At 60.1% G+C, this 26,926-nt stretch carries 18 protein-coding genes and 1 tRNA gene; 4 read left to right on the top strand and 15 right to left on the bottom strand.

The genetic code is table 11. From position 1 onward, the window contains the following. Positions 1-21: 21 nt before the first annotated feature. The 11 genes from nuoI to AAE514_RS17440 all read right to left on the bottom strand — a co-directional run bounded on the left by nuoI (position 22) and on the right by AAE514_RS17440 (position 16,919). Positions 22-558, bottom strand: coding sequence for an NADH-quinone oxidoreductase subunit NuoI (gene nuoI, locus AAE514_RS17390; protein ID WP_347332835.1), 537 nt, complete (start codon positions 556-558; stop codon positions 22-24). Between the two features lie 28 nt (positions 559-586). Further along, positions 587-1,564 (bottom strand): NADH-quinone oxidoreductase subunit NuoH, encoded by a 978-nt coding sequence (nuoH, locus tag AAE514_RS17395; RefSeq protein WP_347332836.1) that lies wholly within the window; start codon positions 1,562-1,564, stop codon positions 587-589. Continuing rightward, positions 1,561-4,299, bottom strand: coding sequence for an NADH-quinone oxidoreductase subunit NuoG (gene nuoG / locus AAE514_RS17400; protein ID WP_347332837.1), 2,739 nt, complete (start codon positions 4,297-4,299; stop codon positions 1,561-1,563). The genes nuoH and nuoG overlap by 4 nt, the downstream gene beginning before the upstream one ends. Next, positions 4,299-5,648, bottom strand: a complete 1,350-nt coding sequence (gene nuoF, locus AAE514_RS17405) for an NADH-quinone oxidoreductase subunit NuoF (RefSeq protein ID WP_347332838.1) — start codon at positions 5,646-5,648, stop codon at positions 4,299-4,301. The genes nuoG and nuoF overlap by 1 nt, the downstream gene beginning before the upstream one ends. Beyond that, positions 5,645-6,163: an NADH-quinone oxidoreductase subunit NuoE gene (gene nuoE / locus AAE514_RS17410; protein WP_347332839.1), complete on the bottom strand. Its 519-nt coding sequence runs from the start codon at positions 6,161-6,163 to the stop codon at positions 5,645-5,647. Before nuoE ends, nuoF begins: the two co-directional genes overlap by 4 nt. Further along, on the bottom strand, positions 6,163-7,929 hold the full coding sequence (nuoC, locus tag AAE514_RS17415) for an NADH-quinone oxidoreductase subunit C/D (protein ID WP_347332840.1): 1,767 nt from the start codon (positions 7,927-7,929) through the stop codon (positions 6,163-6,165). The genes nuoE and nuoC overlap by 1 nt, the downstream gene beginning before the upstream one ends. A 137-nt stretch (positions 7,930-8,066) precedes the next feature. Continuing rightward, positions 8,067-8,747, bottom strand: coding sequence for a NuoB/complex I 20 kDa subunit family protein (locus AAE514_RS17420; protein ID WP_347332841.1), 681 nt, complete (start codon positions 8,745-8,747; stop codon positions 8,067-8,069). Between the two features lie 80 nt (positions 8,748-8,827). Then, positions 8,828-9,241, bottom strand: coding sequence for an NADH-quinone oxidoreductase subunit A (gene ndhC, locus AAE514_RS17425; protein ID WP_347332842.1), 414 nt, complete (start codon positions 9,239-9,241; stop codon positions 8,828-8,830). Between the two features lie 235 nt (positions 9,242-9,476). After that, positions 9,477-10,550, bottom strand: a complete 1,074-nt coding sequence (locus AAE514_RS17430) for a 3-deoxy-7-phosphoheptulonate synthase (RefSeq protein ID WP_347332843.1) — start codon at positions 10,548-10,550, stop codon at positions 9,477-9,479. A 103-nt stretch (positions 10,551-10,653) separates the two neighbouring features. After that, complete coding sequence (locus AAE514_RS17435; RefSeq protein ID WP_347332844.1) at positions 10,654-14,175, bottom strand: UvrD-helicase domain-containing protein; 3,522 nt, start codon at positions 14,173-14,175, stop codon at positions 10,654-10,656. Continuing rightward, on the bottom strand, positions 14,172-16,919 hold the full coding sequence (locus AAE514_RS17440; RefSeq protein WP_347332845.1) for a PD-(D/E)XK nuclease family protein: 2,748 nt from the start codon (positions 16,917-16,919) through the stop codon (positions 14,172-14,174). Before AAE514_RS17440 ends, AAE514_RS17435 begins: the two co-directional genes overlap by 4 nt. Before the next feature lie 172 nt (positions 16,920-17,091). Between AAE514_RS17440 and AAE514_RS17445 the strand changes: the two genes are divergently transcribed. Further along, positions 17,092-19,698 (top strand): bifunctional diguanylate cyclase/phosphodiesterase, encoded by a 2,607-nt coding sequence (locus tag AAE514_RS17445; RefSeq protein ID WP_347332846.1) that lies wholly within the window; start codon positions 17,092-17,094, stop codon positions 19,696-19,698. A 31-nt stretch (positions 19,699-19,729) separates the two neighbouring features. On the opposite strand, the gene murI is transcribed toward AAE514_RS17445, so the two are convergent. Beyond that, positions 19,730-20,542: a glutamate racemase gene (gene murI / locus AAE514_RS17450; protein WP_347332847.1), complete on the bottom strand. Its 813-nt coding sequence runs from the start codon at positions 20,540-20,542 to the stop codon at positions 19,730-19,732. Positions 20,543-20,792: 250 nt separating this feature from the next. On the opposite strand from murI, the gene AAE514_RS17455 reads away from it, so the two are divergent. Next, positions 20,793-22,436: a DNA recombination protein RmuC gene (locus AAE514_RS17455; RefSeq protein ID WP_347332848.1), complete on the top strand. Its 1,644-nt coding sequence runs from the start codon at positions 20,793-20,795 to the stop codon at positions 22,434-22,436. A gap of 87 nt (positions 22,437-22,523) precedes the next feature. Continuing rightward, positions 22,524-22,985 (top strand): DUF2489 domain-containing protein, encoded by a 462-nt coding sequence (locus AAE514_RS17460; RefSeq protein WP_347332849.1) that lies wholly within the window; start codon positions 22,524-22,526, stop codon positions 22,983-22,985. An 8-nt stretch (positions 22,986-22,993) separates the two neighbouring features. On the opposite strand, the gene trmA is transcribed toward AAE514_RS17460, so the two are convergent. From trmA to AAE514_RS17475, 3 genes are all read right to left on the bottom strand, one after another. Beyond that, a complete protein-coding gene (trmA, locus tag AAE514_RS17465; protein ID WP_347332850.1) occupies positions 22,994-24,082 on the bottom strand; it encodes a tRNA (uridine(54)-C5)-methyltransferase TrmA in 1,089 nt (362 codons plus the stop codon). Between the two features lie 71 nt (positions 24,083-24,153). After that, positions 24,154-24,912 (bottom strand): hypothetical protein, encoded by a 759-nt coding sequence (locus tag AAE514_RS17470; protein ID WP_347332851.1) that lies wholly within the window; start codon positions 24,910-24,912, stop codon positions 24,154-24,156. Then, positions 24,909-26,450 carry a two-component system sensor histidine kinase NtrB gene (locus AAE514_RS17475; protein ID WP_347332852.1) on the bottom strand — a complete coding sequence of 514 codons (1,542 nt, stop codon included), beginning with the start codon at positions 26,448-26,450 and terminating at the stop codon, positions 24,909-24,911. Before AAE514_RS17475 ends, AAE514_RS17470 begins: the two co-directional genes overlap by 4 nt. Positions 26,451-26,759: 309 nt before the next feature. Between AAE514_RS17475 and AAE514_RS17480 the strand changes: the two genes are divergently transcribed. Beyond that, positions 26,760-26,835, top strand: a tRNA-Val gene (locus AAE514_RS17480). Positions 26,836-26,926 lie beyond the last annotated feature (91 nt).

The raw sequence follows: 26,926 nt of genomic DNA on the forward strand, positions 1-26,926 counted from the left end.
AGTGCGTCATTCACCTCACGTTTAGGGCAACAGCGTTTTCACACTTTCGGGTTCGTCTTCGTTCTTCGCTTGGCCCTTGTCCTTACCGCCGATGGCCATGCCGGCGACCTTGTAAAAATGGTAGTCGTGATCCTTACCCGGGCCGTTGATCAGCAGGTCCTCTTTTTCGTATACGAGTTCCTGGCGACGGTATTCGCTCATCTCGAAATCCGGTGTGAGCTGAATGGCCGAGGTGGGGCAGGCTTCTTCGCACATGCCACAGTAAATACAACGGGAAAAGTTGATCTGGAAAAATTCCGGGTACCAGCGGCCATCCTCCTGCTCGCCTTTTTGCAGCGCGATGCAGTCTACCGGGCAGGCCACCGCGCAGAGGTTGCAGGCCACGCACCGTTCTTCGCCGTCGGGGTCGCGGGTGAGTACGATGCGACCGCGATAGCGCGGCGGCAGGTCGACTTTTTCCTCGGGGTACTGCAGGGTTTCGCGCTTGCGGAACATGTGCAGGAAAACCATCCACATGGTGCGCAGTACCGAATAGCTGTACAACAAATAGCGTTTCATTATCCGTACCTTCTCAATCCGTACCTGGTTAGCTCGCCCGGGCCAGAATAACGGCGCCGGTTACCAGCAGGTTGATTAGCGTAATGGGCAGACAGATTTTCCAGCCGAACTGCATTACCCGGTCGTAGCGCGGGCGGGGCAGGGCGGCGCGCAGCAAGACGAACAGCATCAGAAAGAAAGCGGTCTTGAGCGCGAACCAGATAATGGGTGGCAGCAGTGGCCCATGCCAGCCGCCGAAAAACAGCGTGGCAATCAGTGCCGAGACCAGCACCATGCCCACGTACTCGCCAATAAAGAACATCCCGAACTTCATGCTCGAATATTCGATGTGAAAGCCGTCGGCCAGTTCCTGTTCGGCTTCGGGTTGATCGAACGGATGGCGGTGGGTGACGGCGATGCCGGCGATCAGAAACGTGATAAAGCCGAAAAACTGCGGTATCACGAACCAGAGCCCCTCCTGGGCTTGAACGATGTCGCGCAGGTTGAAGGAGCCGGTGAGCGCCACCACGCCCATCAGTGACAGGCCCATAAACACTTCGTAGCTGAGTGTCTGCGCCGAGACCCGCAGCGCGCCGATCAGGGCGTACTTGCTGGCGCTGGCCCAGCCGCCGAATAGCACGGAGTAAACGTTAATGCCGGCCATGGCGAGAAAGAACAAAATTCCGATGTTCAAATCGGCCACGCCCCAGCCGGGGGTGATGGGAATGACCATGAACGACAACAACAGCGTCGCCATGGCGATGCCGGGGGCGAGTACGAACAGGCGTTTGTCGGCGAAGGGAGGTACCCAGTCCTCCTTGAAGAAAATCTTGATCATGTCGGCGATCAATTGCAGCGAACCGAAAGGCCCAACCCGGTTGGGGCCGTGGCGGTCCTGCCAAGCACCGAGCAGCCGGCGTTCAACCACGGTCATCACCGCGCCCAACAACACCACGGTAAGCAGAATCACCAGCGCTTGCAACACCGAGAAAACGATGGAGGCCAATTCCGGTGTCCACCAGCTCATGAGCTTACCTCCTCATCCAGTTGGATGCGGCTCAGGCTCACCCGGGCACCGGTGATCAGGGCCGGGTCGAGTCCGGCAGGTACCGATACCAGGCCTTCGGGCAGTTGGTCGTTTACGGTGGCCGGCAGGGTCAGGGCCTGGAACTGGCCGGTGAGTGACAGCCAGTCGCCGTCGCGCAGGCCAAGGCGCTCGGCATCTGCCCTGGCAACGGCGATGTGTGCCGGTGCGCTGCGCTCGATAATGGGTTGGGTGCGGGAGGAGGTTTCCTCGCCGCCGAACAGTCGTGGCAGTACCGTGAGCTGCCAATCATCGCCGCGGACAAAGGCCTCGGGAATCTCCCCGCTGTAATCCGATACCTCGTCCGCTGACCTAAACAGGAGCACGCCGGGATCGCCCGCCCGCAAGTGGCCACCGACTTCGTCCATAAACTTGTTCCAAGCCTCGGGGGAGTTAAAGCCCGGGGCCCAGGCGAAGGGCACTACCTGCCGGGGGCGGTCGAAGCCGCTGTAGCCTTCCATCGAAAACGCCAGCGCGCTATCGGGGTCTCGGGTCGGCGCCGGCTCGCGCACATCGAGATGGGCGCGCATGGAGGTGCGGCCGCTGTAGCGGTGGGGGGAGCGTGCAAGTTTTTGGCCGCTTATTCGAAAGTCGGCATCGGGGGCGGCTTCCACGATTCCAGCGAGGGCCGCATTGCGTTCTGCGCAGTCCCGTACCACCGCGTCGAGAACGATGTCGGTTGCCGGCTCTTTGTCGCGTTCGGCGGCGAGCGCGTGCAGCCAACGCCAGCTTTCGTGCAAGCGGGTTTCCGGGCGCATATGGCGGGGCTCGTACACCTGAAAGAAACGTTGGGCTCGACCTTCCATGCTCACCAGCGTGCCGTCGGCTTCGGCAAAGCTGGCACTGCTCAGAGCCAGATCGGCGCGCTCCAGAGTGACGGTGCGTTGATGATCGAGCACCAGCAGTTTCGGGGTCTTGGCGAAAACGGCGTCCAGGGTTTCGGTGGCCAGGCGCTGGTATAAGTCGTTTTCCAATATCACCAGAGTGTCGGCTTCGCCAACGAGTACCCGATCCAGAGCCCATTCCACTGGCTGCCCACCGAGCATTTCCACGCCGGCGCTGTTGGCTTCCCGTTGAATCAGGCTGAGCCCCGCCTCTTGTTTGCCGCGCTTGGCCAGGGCGCGGGCGATGTTGCCGCTGGCTTCGATGATGGCTTTCGAGCCCAGCGAACCGCCGCTAACCAACAATGGCTTGTTGGCGGCCAGCAGTTTTTCCGCAATCAATTTGGCGGATTCTCGGGTACTGACATCCAGGTCGGGAACGGGGGGCGCGTCCGGATCGATTTCGCGGGCGACGGCGAAACCCAGCCGGGCGATATCCGCCGGCGCCAGGTTCCAGTGCTGCTCGACAATGCCATTGAGCCCAGTGGTTTGTGGGTAAGCGGTAAACAGCGGGTAACGTTGATCCTGAGCCAGGGTTTTCATCGCTTCGGCATTCCACAGTGGAACGCCGCGCTCCTCCGCCAATTCTTCGCGCCGGCCCAGGACCGCCTGACGGATGGACAGGCCCAGACGGGCAGCGCTTTGGATCGGATCTTCCCCCAGCACCAACACGGCATCGTGTTGCTCGATTTCGCGCAGGCTGGGTGTCGCTAGGCCACAGCTTTCATTGAGCGCGCGCATGCGCTCGACGCAGGCCTGCTCGTTGCCGGCCAGGCCGGTACTGAAATGGTCTTCACCCACCAACTGCTTGAGTTGGTGGTTGCTTTCCAGGCTCGCGCGCGGCGAGCCAATGCCGACAATGCCTTTGGCATTGCGCAACAGCTCGCAGGCCCGATCGAGCGCTTCATCGACGTCGAGTTCACGCCGCTCGCCATCACCATTTGGACATTCGGGACGCAGCGGTCGGTCGTCGCGATTAACATAGCCGTAGCCGAAGCGGCCCCGGTCGCAAAGAAAGTAGCGATTGACCTCGCCGTGGTAGCGATTCTCGATCCGGCGAACCTCGCCATAGCGTTCGCCGGCGCTGATATTGCAGCCCACCGAGCACTGGTGGCAAACACTGGGGCCGAATTGCATGTCCCACTTGCGCGTGTAACGCTCGCTGTGGGTGCGATCGGTAAAGACACCCGTGGGGCAGACTTCGGTCAGGTTGCCTGAGAATTCGCTCTCCAAGGTGCCGTCTTCATAGCGGCCGAAATAGATATTGTCGTTGGCTCCGAATGCCCCCAAGTCCTCGCCGCCGGCGTAGTCGCGATAGAAACGCACACAGCGATAGCAGGTAATGCACCGATTCATTTCGTGATTGATGCAGGGCCCCAAATCTTGGTTGCGGTGGGTACGCTTATTAAACCGGTAGCGTCGACGATCGTGGCCGGTCATTACCGTCATGTCCTGCAAATGGCAGTGTCCGCCTTCCTCGCACACCGGGCAGTCGTGCGGGTGGCTGATCATCATCCACTCAATCACGCTCTGACGGAATTCTTCCGCCTCGTCGTCGGCGATGGAGATGCGGGTGCCATCCTTTGCCGGGCTCATGCAGGACATCACCAACATGCCTTTGTCGTCGTCTTCGTCCTTGAATTGCTTAACGGCGCACTGGCGACAGGCGCCGACGCTGCCCATGGCCGGATGCCAGCAGAAATAGGGAATTTCCAGGCCCAGTTCCAGGCAGGCCTGCAGCAAATTGTGGCTGCCGTTGACTTCGTATTGTTCGCCATCGACGTAAATCGTTGCCATTACGCCTCTCCTACTGCTGCTGGTGGCCGGGCGACGCCGGCTTCGAATTCGTCACGAAAGTATTTCAGCGCGCTGGTCAGTGGCATGGAGGCACCGGGAGCGTGGGCGCAGAAAGTTTGCCCCGGCCCCAGGCCTTTGCCCAAATGCTGTAACAGATCAATGTCCTCGGGCTGGCCCTCGCCGCGTTCGAGTGCCTGCAGCACTTTCACCGTCCAGGGCAGGCCGTCCCGACAGGGCGTGCACCAACCACAGGATTCGCGAGCGAAAAATTGCTCCAGGTTGCGCAGTAGGGCGACGATGCTCTGTTCTTTAGAAACCACCGTCAGCAGGCCGGTGCCCAGACGACTGCCGGCCTCGCCGATACTGTCGAAGTCCAGCGGCAGTTCAAGATGTTTTGGCAGCAGCAAGCCAGTCGAACCACCGCCGGGCAACCACGCCTTGAGTGCGTGGCCGCTTTGCATGCCGCCGGCCAGTTCCATGAGCTCCTCGCCGGTGGTGCCGATGGGCAGCTCCCACAAGCCGGTTCGTTCAACCCGCCCGGAAACGCCGTATAGTTTTGTGCCGCCATCGTCGCTGCGCCCGCCGGAGAGCTTTTGGTACCAATCCGCGCCGTGTTGCAGTACCGCCGGCACATTGCACAACGTTTCCACGTTGTTCACCACCGTGGGTTTGCCCCAGGCGCCGGACTGGCCGGGGAAAGGCGGTTTGTCACGCGGGTTGGCGCGGTGGCCTTCCAGGGAGTTCAGTAGCGCGGTTTCCTCGCCGCAAATATAGCGGCCGGCGCCCGTATGCAGGGCAATATCGAAGTCAAAACCGCTGCCCGCAATATTCTTTCCCAGCCAGCCGGCTTCGCGCGCTTCATTCAGGGCGCGGGTAATCGAGGCGGCGGCTTCGCGATACTCGTCCCGTAAAAAGATGTAGCCGAAACGGGCGTTGTTGGCGTAGGCACCGATGATCATGCCTTCGATTAACAAGTGCGGTTGCTGCTCAAGCAGCATTCGGTCCTTAAACGTACCGGGCTCCATTTCATCGGCGTTGCATACCAGATACCCGCGCGGAATATCCTCGCCCTGCAGCGTTAGGCTCCACTTTACGCCCGCCGGAAAACCGGCGCCGCCGCGACCGCGTACATTGGCCTCCTTGACGATATCGATCACTTCGCTCGCCGAATGTTCGGTGAGCGCGCGTCGAGTGCCGACGTAGCCGTTCTTGCGCTCGTATTCGGCCAGATCGATAGGCGCATTGTCCTCGCGCAAACGCCAGGTCAGCGGGTGGCTTTCCTCATGCCGTTCGCTGGCCGGCTGGCGCAATTGGCAGCGGTAGCGCAGGCGATCAATGTTGGCGTTCACGAATAGGCCTCCAGTAAATCATCGACATCGTCCGGCCCGACAGGTCCAAAAGTATCGTCGTCAATCATCAGCGCCGGCCCCCGGTCACAGGCCCCGAGGCAGCAGACCGGCAGCAGGGTAAAACGACCGTCCTCGGTGGTTTGCCCATAGCCGATGCCGAGCTTTTCTTCGAATGCCGCGCGCAGCGCCTCGTAATCATTCAGAAAGCAGGAGCTGCTGTCGCACAGCAGAATCACATGCCGGCCCACGGGTTGGCGAAAAATGAGACTGTAAAAGGTCGCCACCCCTTCAACATTGGCCGGCGGCAAACCCAGCGCTTCGGCTACGGCCGGTATCGCTTCGTCCGGCACCCAGCCGTAGCGGCGCTGGACGATTTTCAGTGCTTCGATGCAGGCTGCTTGAGGTTGCTCGAAGTGCTCGCACTCTTGCTGCATGGCCTCGCGGTCGGCGCGCTCGAGCTCGAAGCGGTCGCTGGCGATGGTGCTTACGGTCTGCTCAGTCTGCTCAATGCTCATCAGCGATCCGTATCCCCCATCACAAAATCGATACTGCCCAGGTGCGCGATCAAATCGGGCACGAAGCCGCCACGCATGACCGCCGGTATTTGTTGCAAGTGCGGGAAGCTGGGCGTGCGGATTCGGGTTCGGTAACTGCTGGTATTGCCGTCACTGGTCAGGTAGTAGCTGTTAATACCCTTGGTGGCCTCCACCATTTGTAGCGCCTCGTTGGGTTTCAGCCTCGGCCCCCAGGAGACCTGCACAAAGTGGGTAATCAGGGTTTCGATATGCTCGAGCATGCGCTCGCGCGGTGGGGGCGTGGTCAAGGGGTGGTCCGCTTTGTAATCGCCCTTGGGCATGTGGTTCACGCACTGTTGAATGATGCGCAGACTCTGATGAATTTCGTCAATTCGCAGCTGCCCGCGATCGAACACATCACCGTGGCTGCCCAGCGGCACTTCAAAGTCGAAGTTCTCATAGCCGGAATAGGGCCGCTTCTTGCGCAAGTCGAAATCGCAGCCGGTGGCGCGTAGGTTGGGCCCGGTGACGCCCCACTCAATCGCCTCACTGGTGTTGTAGGCCGCCACATTGCGGGTGCGCTCGCGTACGATGGCGTTTTGCATCATGGCTTTATGGTATTCCTTCAGGCGCTTGGGCATCCAGTCCAGAAACTCTTGCATCAGTGGCGCCCAGCCGCGCGGCAAATCTTGAGCAAGGCCGCCAATGCGGAACCAGGCCGGGTGCATTCGAAACCCGGTAATGGCCTCGATCACTTTGTAGGCCCGTTGGCGATCACTGAAGGTATAAAACACGGGGGACATGGCGCCCAGGTCCTGTAAATAGGTACCGAGAAACAACAGGTGGCTGGTGATTCGGAACAATTCACAGAGCATCACCCGCACTGTTTTGACCCGTTCCGGTACCTCAATGCCGGCGAGTCTCTCCGCCGCCAGCACGTACGGTAGGTTGTTCATCACGCCGCCGACGTAATCGATGCGATCAGTATAGGGAATAAAACTGTGCCAGGACTGGCGCTCGGCCATCTTCTCCGCGCCCCGGTGGTGGTAACCGATGTCCGGCACGCAGTCGAGAATTTCCTCGCCATCGAGTTGCAGCACAATGCGAAACGGACCGTGGGCCGAGGGATGGTTGGGCCCGAGGTTCAGGAACATAAACTCGGCGCCGTCGCGCTCGCGCTCCATACCCCAGGCTTCCGGATCAAATTGAAGGGCTTCTTGTTCCTGGCGCTGGCCTTCAACGGTCAGCGTGTAGGGGTCGAACTCAGTGGCGCGGGCATTGTAGTCCTTACGCAGCGGATGACCCTCCCAGGTGGGCGGCATCAGGATGCGGGTCAGGTGTGGGTGACCAGTGAACTCGATTCCAAACAGGTCCCATACCTCGCGTTCATACCAGTTGCCGTTTGTGAAAACCTCCACGCAACTGGGTAGCTTCAGGTCGTTCTCATCCAATGCCACCTTAAGCAGAACGTCGGTGTTACGCTCAATCGAGACCAGGTGATAAAAGACGGTGAAATCGGCGGCCGGAAGGCCCTTGCGATAATTGCGCAACCGCTCGTCAACGGCGGAGAGGTCAAACAGCATCGACCAGGCGCTATCGCGCAGCAGCTTAAGAACGTTGAGTAGCTCGTTGCGCGCGACCCACAGCACCGGCATGCCGGTGAGCGTTGACTGGTCGGTCACCACCGCGGCATCGCCGAGTTCGCGCCCGATCAGCTCGAGCAACGCGTCGGCGGTGTTGTCGGTCGCGGCGGTGACTGTGTTCATCGAAGCTCCTCTCGTGTTTGTGTTTTCACTGATGGTGCTTTGAAGACAAACTGTAAGTGGCAGGGGCGCTTCGCTGTGACGCGTCGGACCGGCCTGCCCACGGCGGTACTTGCCCGCTGGGAGTACGCCTAGGTGTGTTACAGACTGTCTGGGGTGTGCAGCTCGGTGGCTTGGATTCGGTTTTCCCGTTTTTTCTCCCTTTGCGAGGGCATGTCAGCGCGGTAAACGCCTTGATCGCCCACCACCCAGGATAGCGGCCGGCGCTCTTCCTGAATTGAATCCTGTAACAGTTGCAGTCCCTCGAGAAACGCCTCCGGGCGCGGTGGGCAACCGGGAATATAGACATCCACTGGCAAAAATTTGTCCACTCCTTGGACGACCGAATAGATGTCGTACATGCCGCCGGAATTGGCGCAGGAACCCATCGAAATAACCCATTTGGGTTCGAGCATCTGGTCGTAGAGCTGCTGGATAACCGGCGCCATTTTGATAAAGCAGGTGCCGGCAATCACCATAAAGTCCGCTTGGCGGGGCGAGGCCCGTATGACTTCGGCGCCAAAGCGGGCGACATCGTGGGGTGCGGTAAAGGCGGTCGTCATTTCCACGTAGCAGCACGAAAGGCCGAAGTTATAAGGCCAGAGGGAGTTTTTTCGACCCCAGTTCACGGTTGAATTCAGCATGTCTTCAAGCTTGCCGGTGAACACCGTGCGCTCGAGCTGTTGTTGCATGGGATCGTCGACGCGAGTGCGTTCGCCCAGCGGGTAGGCATCGTCCGCTTGCGCTTGGGGTCCGTCTGCTCGCGTTAGCGTATAGGGCATAGCAATCAATCTCCCGACGGCTTTCGTTAAACAATCGTGGCTGATGCGAGTGCTCCCGCGGCAGCCGACGGTGGAAACGTTCAGGTGTGCGTGGAGTTGAGCGGACGGCGCCGTACCGGCGCCCAATCCAGCGCGCCGGTGCGGCTGTCATACAGTAGCCCGGCGAGCAATATGAAGATAAAGACAGCGGCGGCCCAAAAACCGATCCATCCGGATTCGGGCAAGGAGACCGCCCAGGCAAATAGGTAGACGGCCTCAATGTCGAAGATGACAAACAACATCGCGACCAGATAAAACTTGACGGAAAACTTCTGCCGGGGCTCTCCCGCCCCGACGATGCCGGATTCGAACGGCAGGGTTTTCTCACGCCCCTGTGAACGCCCCCCCAGAAGCCAGGAGGCCAAAATCATAAAGCAGCACAGGCCGAGCACGGCCAGTACAAAAATGCCAATGGCCCACTGCTCGGCAGCCGCTGATGTCAGAGTCTGTTCCATAATCCGTACTCCGGCGACTTAGTTAGAACTTGGCCCTGCCATGCCCTGCTGCACGGGCACTTATTCTTTAAAGCCTAGAGAAGGGAAACTGGTATGTCAAAAATGTAGCAAAACTGACAGGGTGGCGAGAGACGCACGCAAAGAAGCCGTGGCGTTTACTATCGGGGAAGGCGTATCAATAGGGGGAGGGGAGAAGGGGCGTTGGGAAGACGCCCCTTTGGGGACTACTGTGGGGTTATGCGCGCTTTTTAAGGTGGTCCTTAATCTTGTCACGCATCTCCTTGACGGCGCGCTCGGTCGTTTCCCAGTCAATGCAGGCGTCGGTAATGGAAACGCCGTACTTCAGGTCTTTCAAGTCCTCTGGGATTTTTTGATTACCGGCGCCGATGTGGCTTTCCACCATCAGGCCCACGATGGACTGGTTGCCTTCCATAATCTGGTTGGCCACATTGTCCATCACCAACGGCTGCAGTTCGTGGTTCTTGTTGGAGTTGGCGTGGCTGCAATCCACCATGATATTGGCGGGGGCAACGCCGGCTTTCTCCAACTCCTGCTCGCACATGGCAACGCTCACCGAGTCGTAATTCGGCTTGCCGTTGCCGCCGCGTAGCACCACGTGACCGTACTGATTGCCGCGGGTATGAACGATGGAGACGCGGCCCTCGGTATTAATGCCCAGAAAACGGTGCGGGCTGGACACCGAGTTAAGCGCATTAATCGCTACCGTCAGGCTGCCGTCGGTCCCGTTTTTGAAGCCCACGGCGCCGGACAGGCCGCTGGCCATTTCCCGGTGCGTCTGGGATTCGGTGGTGCGGGCCCCGACGGCGGACCAGCTGATCAGGTCCTGCAGGTACTGGGGAGAGATCGGGTCCAGTGCCTCGGTGGCGGCGGGCAAGCCCTCTTCGGCAATGTCCAGCAGCAACCGGCGGCCGATATGAAGCCCTTCCTCAATCTTAAAGGAGTCGTTCAGGTAAGGGTCGTTGATCAGGCCCTTCCAGCCGGTCGTGGTCCGGGGCTTCTCAAAATAGACGCGCATCACCACATAGATGGTATCGCTGACCTCGTCCGCCAGCTTTTTCAGCCGCTTGGCATAGTCTTTGGCCGCTTCTACATCGTGGATGGAACAGGGGCCGATAACTACAAAAATCCGGTGATCCTTACGGTCGAGGATATTGCGAATCGTTTCCCGGCCCTGGGTGACAACCTCCCGGGCTTTGTCGCTCATGGGCAGCTCGCGCTTGAGGTCTGCCGGTGAGGTCAACAACTCCTGGGAGACTACGTTCAGGTCGTCTACTTGGGTGTCTGTCATTGGGTTTTCGTCCATTGGAAGCATTTTACGAATACAAGGGGCATTCTACTGAACTTAGTGCCCCTTTTGGGAGATTTTTCCCGATCGGGCCGATAGCCTACCATTATGTCTCCAGCGGCAGCAGCCGCCTTTTGTGCTCCAGTAGCGGGAAGTAGAGCGCGGTTTTGATCGGCCGTTGCTCTCCCAGGTCCCTAAGGGCTTTTGCGTAGCGTGCCAATTGTGGCCGATAGAACTCGGCCTGCTCGGCAAGAAAGGTCTCCGGCGACTGGTTCGCCTCCGGCTGACTGCTCTTGTAGTCAATAATCCAGCGCACCCCTTCGGCGACAAACGAGCGGTCGATCACCGACTCCTGCACGGCGGTGCCCACCACGTGATGAATGGCCCATTCGCATTGACTGTCCTCGTGGTCCGGTCGGATCACCCATTGTCCGTCCGGGTCGTTAAGGGTTTGTTGCAGGCCCCAGTGAACTTTATTCAGAGCCTCGGCGATGGTCTCCGGCTCCCATCCCATTTGCCGTAGTTGCAGGCGCCAAAAAGGCCGTTGCTGTTCAGCCCACCGCTCGGACCAGACGGTGAGGGCTTGCTCGGTCAGGCGCTGAAGCTGGTTGTGCAGCACCGTGCCGGTATGGCGGGCCAGGCGTGCTTGGGGAGTTTCCCGTTCGGGTAGGTTTTCCTCATCATCGAATTCCCGACCGCGGTAGGCCGCCAGCACCTGGAGATCTTCCATGGCCGGCGCTTCCCACCGCGCGGGCAGGCGCAGCAGGTGTTGCAGGCCGGGTTGGGTGTCGTCGGACGCTTCCGGCGATGGTGCCAGCGCTGGAGCGCAGCCGGGCGCCGGTTGCATCTGCCCTTGCACGGGCTCCCAAATGGTTCGCAGCAGGGAGCCCTGGCGTGGCGAACGGGGCTTGCCGGAGCGCGGGTCGAGGGTAATGCAAGCCAGCAGGTGCAATCGGTTGATGGCGCGGGTGCAGCCCACATAGAGCAGGCGGGTGGCTTCGTAGGCATCCCTGAGTTTGGCTTCGGAGCGCATAAACTGGTAGAGCGGGTCGGCGTCGGCCCCGGTGGGGGCGAGTGGGCCCAGCAGCAGTTGTCGCTCCCCCTCCCGGCTGATGCGCTGCTGCCAGAGCAGCAGCTCCTTATCGTCATTGCTGCTGGCGCGGTCCAGGCCGGGGATGATCACGGTCTCGAATTCCAGCCCCTTGGATTTGTGCAGGGTCATTACCTGCAAGCGCGGGTCGGCGTCCGCTCTGGGGGCGGCGAACAGGCTTTCCACGCCGCGCTCGAAGGTGTCCCAGTCCCTCAAGCCGCCGCCGGACTGATGCCGTTCGAGCAGGTTGAAGTAGCTGGGAACATCCTGCGCGTCCCCCGGGTCGGCCAGTAACGCGGGGCCTCCCAGCCCCAGCCAGATGCCCTCCAGCCACTGGCGCAGCGGCTTTCGCTGGCGCTCCTTCCAAGCCGGCTCGAGGACCGCCATCAGTCGATCCAGGCAGCGTCGGCCGTCGTCGCTGAGCCCGGTAATGTCCGCACGGTGTTGGAGCTGGTGCCAGATTACCGGCCAGCCATGGGGGAGGCGGGGGTTGTTCTCAGTGGGGTCGGCGTTGATCAGGGTATGCAAGTCGTGCAGGTCCAGCCCGCACCAGGGTGCGCGAAGAATCGACAGCCAGGCAATGCGGTCATCGAGGTTCAGCAAGGCCCTGGTGAGCGACATCAGGTCGACAATGGCCATGCGACTGGCCAGCCGATCGATTTCCGTGGCCTGCCAGTGCAGGCCACGACGTGCGAGTGCCGGCAGTATCCATTGCAGGTGCGGGCGACTGCGGACCAGGATGGCCACGGTGCCTTCCCGGTCGCGCTCGAGGCTCTGTTGCGCCAGCTCGGCTACCGATTCCGCTTCCTGCATTTGCGCCAGGGTTTTGTCGGGACTCGCCTCGGGGTTTAGGTCCTCGCTGCTGGCTTGATCGTTTTCACTCTGGTGCAGGCAGCCGTAAAACTGAACCGCCTCTCCCTCGAGTGGGCCATTGAACGCAATGGAGGGCGAGTAGCGCACCGCGCCTCGGCCGATATCGTCCCGGGCGGGGAAGGCCTGGTGAAAGATGTCATTGACCCAGCGTACCACCTCCGTTTGAGAGCGGAAGTTCACCGTCAGGTCGAGCGCGCTCATGGGCACCTGCCCGATACCATGGGCGCGCGCGTCGAGAAACAGCCCCACGTTGGCGTCCCGAAAACCGTAGCAGGACTGCATGCCGTCACCGACGATAAACAGCGTGCGTCCGTCATCCGGCTGCCAGCCAGCGGTGAGCTTTTCCAGCAGTTGCAGTTGGGGGGCGGCGGTATCCTGAAACTCGTCCACCAGAATATGCCGGATGCGGTAGTCGAGCTTTAGGGCAATATCGGTGGGGTTCTGTTCATCGCCCAGGGCAAAGCTCGCCGCCTGGGCGATGGCGCCATAGTCGGTGGCCCCCAAGCGCTTGAATACCAATGTCAGTTCGGCACTCAGTAGGGGGAGCAGTCGGGTCAGGCTGTCGAGCAGGCGCCACTGGGGCCCGGTGTAGGTGGCGGGGGGCAATTGGCGCACGGCATGCAGCTGCTCGGCCAAGTCCGGTGTCTCTTCTTCCAAAAGGGCCACCAGTTCCTGGAAGCGGGCCTTCAGGCCGGCGCCGGCTTTGCCGGCGGGAAAGCCCTCCTTCTTGGTCAGTCGCTTTCGCCACTCTCCCTTGGCGGTGAGCATCAGCTCGGCCAGTGCGTGCCAGTGGCCCATGGACTCGGGCGCTTCATCGGGCAGGTCGGTAATGCCCTGCAGGGCGATAACGGGGCTTTCGGGGTTATCTTCCGCCACATTGCCGGCGGCTTGGTCGGCCAGTGCGCAGAGTTCGCTGGCGTGATAGCCAATGCCCTCCGCCACCCGTTCCAGTTGCTCGGTAATAACGCTGTGCAGCACCGCCTCCAGGTAATCCCGGGCGTGGGCCTGTTGGGCTTCCAGCATAACGCCGAGCCACTGATCCCGCTTTGCCAGCAGTCGCATTAGCAGCGACTCCACGGCGGTCAGGTTGCTGTCCAGGTGGCGCAACAGGCGTTTGAGGTCATCGCGCAGTGCGGCATCGGTTTCCAACCGGCCCAAAAACTGCCGTACCGCCTCGCGGTAGGCCAGTTCCGGCGCATCCAACGTCTTCGGCTGGGCCCCCAAATGGCTGTCCAGAGGTAGTTGCCGGGTAATGGAGCGGCAGAGGCTGTCGATGGTCTGAATGCGCAGGCGCTGGGGGCTCAACAACAGTTGCCAGCCTTGGGCCCGGTCGCGCTCGAGTACCGCTTGGGCCAGCCGCCACGTCCGGCGGGCGTGGGGGTTGTCCGGCTCGGGCGTTTCTTCGGCCTCTCGAAGTGCGGCCATAATCCGGTCCTGCATTTCCCCGGCGGCCTTTCGGGTGAAGGTGATGGCCAGCACTTCCTCGGGGTGATCGCAGCCGGCGAGCAGGGTGAGCACGCGCTGAGTCAAAAGCCCGGTTTTACCCGAGCCGGCGGGCGCTGCGACCGCAAAGGACCGGGTGGGGGCCAGGGCGGCTTCTCGGGCTTCCCGGTCCGGTGGCGCATCCGGGCTGAAGGCATTGTGCGGGAGCGGTTCGGTCATCATTGCTGGGCCCCCTTGAGAAGGGTTGGATCGGCGAGGCTACGGCTAACGGTGTCGCCCTCCAAAGCCCGATTCAGGGGGATCAGTTCGGCGCTGTAGCGCTGGGACTTGGCGTCTTTGTAGTCCACCCGGGCGTCTCCCTGAATGAAGGCGTGCGCGAGCTCGGAGAGTACCTCTTGCCACTCGGCCTGCTGAGCGTCCCAGTCGTCCGTGGGTTGCACGCCCGGCAGGGGAGTGCTTAGGGCACCCAGTCCGATCCACTGGAGGGCTTTCGGGTTGAGCTGGGCGAAGGCGACGCCGTGAACCGCGTCCGAGTCGGTGACGGCGTAGAGCGGCAGTTGGGGCTCGTCCGGGCGTTCGCCCAGCCATTGGCGGCTGTTCAGCTCGGCGCCGGTTTTGTAGTCGATCAACAGCCGTTCGCCGTTTTCCAGCTCATCGATCCGGTCGATAAACAACGTCAGGTTCAAGCCCTGAAACGTTATTTGCCGACGCTGTTCCGTGGCCAGCACCCGGAATGGCGGTCGGCCTTTTTCCAGCGTTAGCCAGCGGTGGACCATGTCGCGCAACCGCTCCTGCTCCAGCGCACAGTATTCCGGGCCCAGCTCCCGGGGGCGTCGTTGGCGAATGGGGGCCAGGGTTTGCTCGCACAGCTCGGTGATCAGGGCGGAGAGTGAGTCTTCCTCCCAGGCGTGCAACGTGGCGGAGTCCCCGAGTGTTTTCCAAAGGCTGGCGAGCACCCCGTGGAGCAGAATGCCCCGTTCGGCGGGCGATAGCCCCATCACCGGGCGGTCCGGCGTTCGGGCGCCCAGGCGCAACTGGGCAAAGGCGTTAAAGGGACAGGCGGCCTGGGCCTTGAACAGGGAACTGCCCCCGGGGGCCTTGGCGTCGGTGGCAAACGCCGGGCCAGTGGCACAGGATACCGGTTCCAGCGCGCGGCGCTCCGCCAAGTGGCGTTCAAACTCAGTGCGGGCGTCATGCGGGGCCGAAAGCACTGCCTCGAGGGGAGTCTCCGGCAGGTGGCGGATCAGCGGGCTGGGCGAGAGGTTACCCTGGTCGTCGCTGACCGGCGCGCTGAAAATAACGGTTTCGGCGCACTGCTGATAGTGACGGGTCAGGCTGCTGGCATACTGCAATTCCCGTTCGGCACTGGCGTGGGGCATCTGCCGGTCCCGTTGCAGCTCCAGCGGTAGCAGCGGGTTGGGGGCCGGTACGGGGGGCCATTGCCGTTGGTGCAACCCCACGACCCAGCAATGACTAAAACGCAGCCCAGCCCCTTCCAGGGCGCCCAGAATCTGAACCGGAGAATCCGGGGTTTGCGCCTGGAAAGGTGTTTGTTGAGCAAGCTGGGCCAATTGCCCCAGAGCTTGGTTGAGGGTCATATCGGTGCCGGTGGCCTCCAGAGCGGAGAACGCCTCGAGCAGCTCGTGCCACTGGCCCATTTGTTGGTATTCCTGGCTGTCCAGACGTCGGGCGCCGGGCCAGCCCAGGGTATCCAGCTGCGCCTGAAAGGCATGGGCCCACTGGCGGGCGCTGGCCACGGAGGGCAGGCGGCGGCGCTGTTCATCCAGCAATTGGAGACGTTTGACCGGTTCGCCTAAAGCGTCCTCCTGGGTTTCTGCGTGCTCCGGGGGCATCATGCGTTCCGCCAACGCTTGGCCATGGTAGCGCAAGTCGCTGCCGCTGATATCAAATTTGCCCAATTCCCGCAGCCGGTTCACTAACTGCGTGCGCCACACCAACTCGCCTTCCATGTCGCTCCAGAAAGGGTTTTGCAGCAAAGTGCAGATGTCGTTTAGTGGCCACTGTTCGCGCAGCAAGTTCAGCAGTGACAAGGCCCCCTGGATCAACGCGGTGGCGCCCAGGGGCACCCCGGCGGAGAAGTTGAAGGGCAGGGTGTAGCGGGGCTTCTCCGGCAAAATGGCCGTGGGTTCGAATACGTCGGCGAATACCCGTTCCACTTGGTCCCGCCTTTGCCCCAGGTCCGGCACAATGACGCCGATAACCGCCTCGGGGTTCGCCTGCAACTGCTCCAGGCTCCATAGTGCGGCGGTTCTGAGCTCGGTTTCGGTATCGGGCAGGGAAAGGCGCCGGCAGTGAGCCTGCTTTGCCCCGCCCGGAACAATAGGATGAGCCTCGGCACTGGCGGCGTCGATTATGCGCTGGTGCAGCGGTGGCAAGGCGTCAAATCCCAGCAGCCAAAGTCGGGGCAGGCGGGCCAGCGCGCCCTCTTCAAAAGCGCGCGCGATAATTACCTGAGCGGCTTCGGGGGCCATCAATTGCCGGTTGGCTAGGCGCTGCTCAAATGGCTCCAGCCAACCCAAAAAGCTGCGGGTGTTGCTGTGAAGGTAAGGGTCTTCCCGCAAGGAGGCCGGCTCCACCTGCCACAGGGTCAGGCTGCGCAATGCGCCGTCGGCCTGCTGAGCCAAAGGGTCGGGCTGTAGCAGTGCCTGAGTATCCTCGGCTTGGCCGATAACCTGCTCCCAGATCCACTGCCTCTGGTGTCGGTTGGCGAGAGCCCGGTCACAGCCGGGGTGCCCCAGTTCCACCAGGGTCTGCCATTGCCGGTCAAGCCAACGGTTTAGCGGCCAGACTTGGGGCGCTTTCCAAGCGCGCCGACCGAGTTTTTTCTGGTGTTGGCTCCAGGCCTTAAGCAGGTGGCGCCGCAGCCGGTCGTTGGCGGTGAGAATGGGCTCATTGGCTTCCAGTGCCGGTATGAGTGGTTCCAGGTCAAACAAAGAGGTGGCCATGGTGCTCCGTCCGGGGGACTCGTGTCGCAAAAAGAAGGAAAGAATAGCATGAGCGGGCGCGCCGCTTCAGGGGGCACACAAAGAAGGGGGTGCCAGATGCTATGCTAAAGGGAAGAAAAATCAGAGAGCGTCGGCCGGCTTGGAAAGCGAGCGGCCCTCTCGAGGTAAGCCAATGCCCTGGATAAAGTCAATCAATACAAAATTGTTGATGATCGTGGTTCTGTTTGCGGCCATTAGCGGCGTATTGATTGGCGCTTGGCAGGGAGCCAAGGAGTCTCAGCGGCTTCAACAGCATTACAATGATCGTCTGCAAGCACTGGGTGAGCGCTACCGCGACCAGCTGGCCGGTGAAATGGTCGCTCGGCAGGGGCTGCTCACGGCCGCCCGTGACGCTATTGCGGACGCTCTTGCCCGCAATGCGGACACGCCGGTTCCCCTGAACTTCGGGTTTCAGCGGGACCCGGACGGCGCTGTCCGGGCCTACCGGGGAGCCTCCGGCGTTTTTATTCATCGGGACACCGCGATTGATGCCGAGCTTCGCCGCCGGGTGTACCACACCAGTGACGTATGGCTAAACATTGAGCCGCTTCTCAAGTCCCAGTTCAGTGCTTTCTATTTTATAACGGAAGATCGGGTCAGCCGGATTTGGCCGGCAAGTTTGGTGTCCGCCCACAAACCCGACCACGATGTTACCGAAGAAATTTTCTATACCCTGGCCGAACCCGCTCACAACCCCGAACGCAAGCCGCGCTGGACGCCGCTGTATTTCGACGCTTATTCCCAGACTTGGACCATGTCGCTACTGGTCCCCATGTACATAGGCCAGGAGTTTATCGGCGTGGTGGGCGCGGACCTTCGAGCGGCCTTGTTGTTCTCACAGCTGAACCAAGTGGAGGACGACTTCAAGTCCCTGGAGGGCTTCATTTTTAGCCGCGAGGGCGAGTTGATCGTCCATAGTGCCCAGTCTGAACGTTTGCCCTCAGAGGCTGAACAACCCCCCCAAAAAACGTTCAATCCGCGCGATGAAACCGATGCTGGGATGCGCGGGTTTATCGACGCGGTACTTGCTGAGGCTGTGGCGCCGGGGGCGGTGCAGGTTCGTTCGCTGCGCGAGCAAACGCAGCATGTCAGTTATCAGCCGCTACCCCAACTGGGTTGGTACGTGGGGCTGCATTATTCTCATAAAGTGCTGGAAGACGAGTACGCCGCGACGATGAAGGTGATTTATCAGAACCTTATCGGCATGTTGCTCTTTCTTGCGGTGGGGCTGTATTACGGCTTGAAGTGGGTCGTTACCCGTCGGGTTCAGGCCCTGGCGTCCATGACCGAGCGTGTGGGAGCGGACAACTGGGACCTGCGAGTCCCGGAAAGTGGAAAGGACGAAATCAGCCAGTTGGCTCGCGGCATTAACCGAATGCTGGAAAAAATCAACGAGCTCATTCGGGGGCTGAACCACAATATTCAGGACATGGAACGCCTCGCCTATTACGATCAGCTCACCGGGCTTGAGAACCGGTTTTTGTTCAAGGCACAGCTGCGCACGGCGCTGAGCACCACTACGCGGGACCGGCAGCAACTGGCGCTGTTATACCTGGACCTTGATCACTTCAAAGACATTAATGACAGTCTGGGACACGAAGCGGGCGACCAGCTACTGGTTGAAGTTGCGCACCGGTTGAGGGGATGCTTGCGGGAGGAAGATTCAGTCGCCCGGCTGGGAGGGGATGAGTTTGCGGTATTGCTGCGGCATGTAAAGGAGGCACGCTACGCCTCCCTGGTAGCGGAAAAAATCATTGACGCACTGCGTCGCCCCATCCGCCTGAGCGCTCAGGAAGTCGTGGTCGGCGCCAGCATTGGGATTACTCTTGCCCCCGATGATAGCTCGGATATCGAGATTCTAATGCGCAATGCGGACCTGGCCATGTACCAGGCGAAAAACCACGGTCGAAATATCCATCGCTTTTATACCCCGGAGCTCAATACACAGGTGGAGCAACGTTTGCGCATGGAACGTGAGCTTCGCCAAGCGGTGGCCAATCGGGAATTTGAGCTTTTCTATCAGCCCCAACTCGATATGGCCACCCAGCAGGTGGTGGGCATTGAAGCACTTATTCGCTGGCGCCACCCATACCTGGGGTTGGTGCCGCCGGACGAGTTCATTCCCGCTGCCGAAGAGTCGGGAATGATTATTCCCATTGGAAAGTGGGTGTTGCACGCGGCTTGCCAGCAAGCGAAGAGCCTGCAAAAAGCCGGCTTCAAGGACATTAAAGTATCCATCAACGTCTCCGCTAGGCAACTGAATGATCTGGCCTTTGTTAATGACTTGAAAAGCGTGATTGCGGAAATTGGCGTAGACCCGCATCGGTTGGTGCTGGAAGTGACTGAAAGCACCCTGATGGCCGACGCTCAGTTGGCGTTGAAGCACCTCCATGCGGTGCGTGAAATAGGGGTTGGCCTGGCCATTGATGACTTCGGTACTGGCTACTCCTCCCTGAGCTACTTGAAGCGTCTACCCGTGAACTGGCTGAAAATAGACCGCAGTTTTGTCCAGCAACTGCCTGATGATGAAGAAGATCAAGCCATTACCACTCTCATTGTCGCGATGGCGAAGAGCCTGAAATACAAAGTAGTGGTAGAGGGCGTGGAGACCGAGCCCCAGCTTGGTTTTTTGCAGCAGTGCGGTTGTCACTACGGGCAAGGGTTTTACTTCAGCCGGCCCGTTCCGGTGGAACAGCTTATGTTGCTGTTGTTTGAAAAGCGTTCCCAGGCCCCAAAATAAGGCGGTAGCGGCGCCCGTGCTCCAATGCCCGCTAAATCGTCTGACACTCCACTCGGGTAATACCCAGCACCCTTAAGGCCGGCTTCAGTCCCTCGACATCCGGCGAATGACGCGTGAATATCGCGCTGTGCTCAGCGCTCGTTGCATCGGGAGATAACCCCAGCCCCTCTAGCCAGTAACTCACCCGCCGGGCGATGGCTTCGCCGGAGTCCACCAGAGTGATACGAGGGCCGAGCAGCGCCTGGAATTGCGGCCGAAGCAGGGGAAAGTGGGTGCAGGCCAGCACCAGCGAATCCATCTCGGCAAAGCGGGGGTGGGCGAACATAGGCGATAGCAACTCCCGCAGGGATTCGGTGGTGACGGTTTTGCCCCGCAGGTGACTTTCCGCTTTTTGAACCAACTCCGAACTGCCCAGAGAAATCACCGTGCAGTTTGAGGCGAACTGGGCGATCAGGTCTCGGGTATAGGCGCGCGCTACGGTACCGGGCGTGGCCAACAGGCCGATAACCTTGGAACGGGACTGGGCCGCGGCGGGTTTAATGGCCGGCACCACACCCACAATGGGCACCTTAAAATGGGCGCGAATGTGCGGCAGTGCCAGCGTGCTGGCACTGTTACAGGCCACGACCACCACATCGGGTTCCACTGTCTGGATCAGTGCCTGGAGCACCGCATCGACGCGCTGCACCAGCTCCTCTTCGCCCTTGGTGCCGTAGGGGAAAGCGGCGTTGTCGGAGGCGTAGGTAATGGCGCAACCGGGCAGAAGCTGCTGCACGTCGGCCATGATACTCAGTCCGCCGACACCGGAGTCGAAGATCAAAAGGCGAGGGGTGCGGCGGTTCATGGTAATGTGGCTCCTTCTGGCGGACGCCGGTGCGATAGCTTGGGCTGGGCCGCCCAGGCTTGGTAGAATAAGACTGATGTCGGTGGACTGCCTGCGCTCGCGTAACCCGGTGGGCCGAGCCGCGGTAATGGGCGGAGCTTTTGGGTCTGGCGCTGTGGGTTTATCGGCAGCATAGTTCTTGATGGCGTCGGGGAACGAGCCCGCGATTGTATTTGGCCCCCCGGTTCCACACAAGGGAACCGGCTTAAAAATGGGAACCGCTTCTTTGCCTTTGATGAATGTGACATTGTTAATCGCTGCCGCCAGTGGGCTCCTGGCCGGCCTGATGGTAGCGGCGTTGTTCTACTATGGGCGAATCAAGGGCGCCTTCACCGCCCGCCTTCAACGGCAAGAACAACTTCTTCAGGAGCAGGCGCAGAGCCTTCAACGCAAAGATTACAGCTTTCAGCGTGCCCAGAGCGAGTGGGCGCTGAAAGAATCGGACTATCGCCACCAAAAGGCACAGCTTGAGCGACAGCTCGCCGAGCGACGAGAGCGGGAGCTGGAACACCGCCAGCAGTGGCGGGAGGCTCAGCAGCAGCGCGAGGCGCTACAGAGCCACCTGGGAGATACCCAGCAGGAACTGGCTGCCGCGCGGGAAAGGCTCGAATACCTGAATGCTACCCAACGAGAGCTACGTGAGCGCGACGCCCAGTTGGCGGAAAGCCGCAGCCAGGCCACCGAGCTGCAAACCCGGCTGGGCCAGGAGCGGGAGCACTTCGAAGCGCAGCTAACGCTCTTGCAGGATGCCAAAAAGCAACTGACGGGCGAGTTCGAAAACCTCGCCAACCGAATCTTTGAAAGCAAGCAGCAACAGTTTTCCAACAGCAGCAAAACCCTGCTGGAAACCACCATTGATCCGCTAAAGTCCCAACTGACGGAGTTTCGCCGCAAGGTTGAGGACGTCTACGACAAGGAAAGTGCCGAGCGCAACCGCCTGGCGGGGCAGGTGGTGGAGCTGCAAAAACAGGCTCAGAAAATCGGCCAGGACGCTGTCAGCCTGGCGCAGGCTCTCAAGGGCAACACCAAATCCCAGGGGAACTGGGGTGAGGTGGTGCTCGAGCGCCTGCTGGAGCAGTCGGGGCTCCAAAAGGGGCGCGAGTACGACACTCAGGTCAGCTATGCCAGCGAGGGCGGCGGACGGCGCGCCCCGGATGTGATTGTGCGTCTGCCGGAGAACAAAGACATCATCATCGACGCCAAAGTGTCGCTGGTGGATTACGAAAAGTACTGCAACACCGAGGACCCGGCCCAACGCGAGCAATACCTGGCCCAGCATATCCAGTCAATACGCAACCATATCCGCGGTTTGAGCGTAAAAGATTACGAACAGCTCGAGGGCATTCGGGCGCTGGACTTTGTTTTCATCTTTGTGCCCATTGAGGCCGCGTTTATGTTGGCGTTGCAAGAGGACCCAAAACTCTACAGCGACGCGTACGACAAACACATCATTCTGGCGAGCCCGACTACGCTGCTGGCCATTTTACGCACCGTGGAAAACATCTGGCGGTACGAAAAACAGAACAAAAACGCCGAGCGCATTGCCCGCGACGCCGGCAAACTGCATGACCAGTTTGTACTGCTGCTCGACGCCTTGGACACAGTAGGCAACCACATCGACAAAACCCGTGAGGCCTATGAAACAGCGCGAAAGCGCCTGGCGACAGGCAATGGCAACTTACTCCGGAGAGTGGATAACATCCGAAAACTGGGTGCCAAAACCAAGAAAGCGATCGGGCGGGACAAGTTGGAAGAAGCTGATGAGCTTGATGTGCTGGAGTCACTGGATGACTTCGCTGAAGAAGTGAGTGAAGAGAGTGAGGAAACCACCCGTGAGTTCGAACGCGGCGATTAACGCGCAGCTCAATAGGTTTCCCCAAAGCGACGGCCCCGCCACAGTGCGGGAGGGCCTCACAGTTTGTAACGAATTGGGAATGACGGTATGAGTTTATGGCAATGGCTGGCGGTGGCCGGTGCAGTGGTAATCTTGGTGCTGGCTGTGGTGGCCGGCATACTTCAGTACAAGGTGCATCAGTTAAACCGGGCTCGAAAGGCCCAGCAGCAGGAACTGGAGGAAGCCAACCAGGCCCAACGGGAGCGCATCAACAAAAGTATTCAGGTGATTGCCCAGGCGGTGGGGTCGGACGATATCACGCTGACCGAGGCGAGCATACGCATCAGCGTGCTACTCGATAGCCTGGGCGTGGAAGATCCCGTGCGGGAAGAGTTCTCCGCGTTTTATGAGCTCAAGACCGCCACTGATCACATCCCCATTCTGCAAGCCTGGAAGGAACTGAGCACCAAGCAAAAATTCAAGTATGACCGCGAGCGCACCACCCAGGAGCAGTTTCACGAAAAGGCCGTCGTGGATGCCGCCAAACGGATTCGCGGCCGCCAGTTCTGACCGCCGCGCTAGCGCCGGGTCAGGATGACCCCGCACTCCAGGTGGTGCGTGTAAGGAAATTGATCAAAAACGGCGAAGTGCTCGATGCGATGGGTTTGCGTCATGGTATCCAGGTTGTGTTTCAAAGTGTCCGGGTTGCAAGACACATACACAATATGGTCAAACCGCTGGGTAATGCGCGTGGTATGCGGATCGAGCCCCGCGCGGGGAGGGTCGACAAAAATGGTACTGAATTCATAGCTGTCCAGGTCGACGTTCCGTAACCGGCGAAAGGGTCGGACCTTGTCCAGGGCCTGGGCAAAGTCCTCGCTGGACATACGCACCAGCGTCAGGTTGTCCACACCGTTCAGCTCCCGGTTAAACTCCGCCGAGGCCAGTGAGCTTTTAGCCAGCTCGGTGGCCAGCACATGACGAAAATTTTGGGATAAGGGCAGGGTGAAGTTGCCGTTACCGCAGTAGAGTTCCAGTAGGTCCCCGCCGAAGTTTTGGGTGTGCCCCACGGCCCAGGAAAGCATTTTCTCGCAGATCCGGGCGTTGGGCTGGGTAAAGCCGGTTTCCACCTGCTGGTATTGGAACTCGCGGCCTCCAACTTGTAATTGCTCAATCACATAGTCCCGATCCAGCACGACCTTCTGCTTTCGGCTGCGGCCGATCAGACGAATATTGAGTGCCTCCTGCAACGACCTTGCCGCCGCCTCCCACTCATCGTTCAGGGGTTTGTGGTAAAGCAGGGTGACCAGCGCCTCGCCGGACAGAGTGGTCAGGAATTCCGTCTGAAACAGCTTCAGGCGCAGCACCGGGTCCTCATTGATCGCCTCCAGCAGTGGCGGCATCAGTTCGTTGATACGCTGGGAGGCCACCGGAAACTCATCAATGATAAAGGGCTTTTTGTACTCGCCGGGCTGATACATCGCGTAGTTCGCCCGCCCGTCTTCCTGCCACATTTTGAACTCGGCCCGCATCCGGTAATGCTTATCGGGCGAGCTAAAAACCTCGATTTCCGGCAGCTTGAAACGGGCAAAACTCTCCTTGAGCTGGTCTACTTTCTGGGCCAGCTGGCGCTCGTACTGTTCCGGAAATACTTGATGTATGGCCATAGGGTCGGGTCTTCACCGGTGGAAAAAGGGCCGAGATTGTACCAGTTGTTCCCTCACCGGTGAAAAGAGCCTCAGGGCGTGCGACATTCGCCCCACTCACAAACCAAAAGGCTCTGGTTCTGCTCGCTGCAGTAGATGCCGTACGCCTCGTGGGGCCAGTCGTTGTGAATAACCATCGGCGCCGCGTTGGGGCACTGCTGCTCCATGCGCTTCTCGATCTCGCGGTAGCTGCGCCCCGGTTCCAGGTTGCGGGGAATATCGGCCGCCAATGTGGGTACCTCCGTCATGCTCACCGACTCATCCGCCGAAGCGATTAGCTGCTCTTGAATCAACTGGTCCCGCTCGGATTTCAGGTAGCGTTTCTCTTCCAGCGTTTTTTCAAGCTCCCCAAAGCGCCGTTCGCAGACGATGCGCCGGTTATTGGCGCTGCGCTCCGCAAGTCGAAGCTCGGTGGCCGCGCGGTGCTCGTGGCGGTGTTTGAAGCGAATCGCCCTCAGAGCGAGCGGTTTTCCCTGAAAATGGGTAACCTCATCGGCCAGTGCTTGCGAATACTGGGCATCGGCTCCGGCGAGCGCCTCCCCGTGGCTATAACGCCACATTTCTCGCAAATCCTGGGCGTAGGTCTCTAGCTCCGGGCTAACCGCGCCGCACTCGGAGAGCAGGGCATCGGTATACACCGCCTCGGCCAGAACCGCCCCGGCCATTAGCTCCAGCTCCTTGTCGGTGGGAGGTTTGACCTCCGGCGCCGCGCAGCCGGCCAGCCAACTGAAAAGCACGCTGGCAAGAAGGGAGTGGCCGATGGTGGTGAATCGTTTGTCGCTTAGCTTCATGATCTTAACCCCGAAGACGTGGAATTAACCATGCGGTGGTGTTCGGTATGGGCCGCCAATGGTAAACGAATGGTAAAGCATGACCCCTCACCGGGGATAGAGTCCACTTCAATGGTGCCGGAATGGTGCTCGGTAATAATAAAATAAGACACCGATAGCCCAAGCCCCGTGCCTTGGCCGACCTCCTTGGTGGTGAAAAACGGCTCGAAAATGTGCCTTCGTACCTCTTCGGACATGCCCGGGCCATTGTCCTCAATTTGAAGCACCGCGCTGGCTCGATCCAGGCTGGCGCGCAGGCGGATGATTGGGGGCAAGGTCGAGTCACTGGATTGAAACGCCTGCACGGCGTTGCGCAGCAGGTTGAGAATGACCTGCTGGATCTCCGCCGCCGATCCCATCACCGGGGGTATGTCATCGGCCAGTTCGGTAACCACCTGGGGGCGCTGTTGGCCCTGGCTGGTTTGCTGGCTCAGGGTGTTGTCGCCTAGCTCCAGGGTGTGCCGGACAATGCGCACCAAGTCAAAATGCTCGTGGGAACGGCTGTTACCACGGGAAAATTCCAGCATGTTGCTGACGATCTGCATGGATCGCTCGCCGGCCTCTCGGATGTCATCCAGAAAATGAAATACCCGCCGCTGGGCCAGGTATTCGTGCAACTGCTCCAGTTTCAGGTCAAGCTCCCGGGCCACCGCCTGGTTCTGCGCCAGTTCAACAGAGGTACGCCGTTGAATATTTTGCACCCCGTGCAACACCGTACTCAACGGGTTGTTGATTTCATGGGCCATGCCGGCGGCCAACTCCCCCAGCGACATCATCTTCTCATTCTGGATCATCATGTTCTCAACGCGCACCCGCATGGTGATGTCATCCAGGCGGATCACCGCTCCAATCGCCTGAACGGCAATCAAGGGGTAGATGCTCAGGTCGGTGTAGTGTGCCTCGCTACCCTGGCCCTCCTGAATATTCTCGTTGACGTAGGGCACGCCGCTTTGAATGGTCTCATTGATGGTCCTCATGGACACGGGCAGGTTGGGGTAAACCTCTGGCAGCGGTTGGCCCAGGGCCTGTTCGGCGCCAAAGCCGGTAAGGCGCTCAGCGGCACTGTTCCAGTGGGTAACTATGCCCTCTGAGGTCACACCGATTAGCACCGAGGGCATGGCGTTGATGATGCTGTGCAGGTAGTCCTGGGTTTCGCGCAGTAGAATTTCGGTGACTTGGTGGTGTGCCACTTCATCCTGCAGTTGTTGATTGGTCTCGTTAAGGCTCTCAGTGCGCTCGGCGATGCGGGCTTCGAGCTCGGACTGGTTGCGCTTGAGCGCTTTGCGGGCGCGTTGGTTGTTCAGGCGGCTGCGTTGGAGGCCAATAATGAGCAGCGATTGCAACAGCAATAGTAGCAGGATCACCGTCCAAAGCAGGGCGGTGGGCCACCCGGGCTCCTCTTGCGCGTGCGCTATAGCGGGCAGGGCCGCAAGGCCGACCCCGGCTACTAGGCTCCCCCCAATGAGCAAAGGGCGTTGTGCAAGCGGGTGCGCTATCAAGGTGACATCACTCGTGTTGTTATTGGTGTCAAGACGTCATTCTACCCCCCTTGGCGCGTAACTTCTAACGAACTGCGTCAAAATTCTCGCACACCAAAAGCGCGCTACTACCTTGGCTTGGAGGGGCTGGAATGAGCGGCACGGCAAGTGGTGCGGAGGGTGCATTTCCCGGTCTTCAAATGAGTGCAACCCCTGCACTCAGATGATCAAAAAATGCCCAACAATCAATGTCTTGGCTTTTTTTCCAACAATTTCCAGAAAGTGTTTGACACCGGTCCGGAATTCGGTAGAATGCGCAGCCCATGGCGAGGGTGGTTAGCTCAGTTGGTAGAGCGGCGCCCTTACAAGGCGTAGGTCACAGGTTCGACTCCTGTACCACCCACCACGTTAAGTGAAGCCCTTGCCATGACAATGCGGACCGGTAGTTCAGTTGGTTAGAATGCCGGCCTGTCACGCCGGAGGTCGCGGGTTCGAGT

Origin of the sequence: Marinimicrobium locisalis (assembly GCF_039822625.1) — a bacterium.
GTDB lineage: Bacteria > Pseudomonadota > Gammaproteobacteria > Pseudomonadales > Cellvibrionaceae > Marinimicrobium > Marinimicrobium locisalis.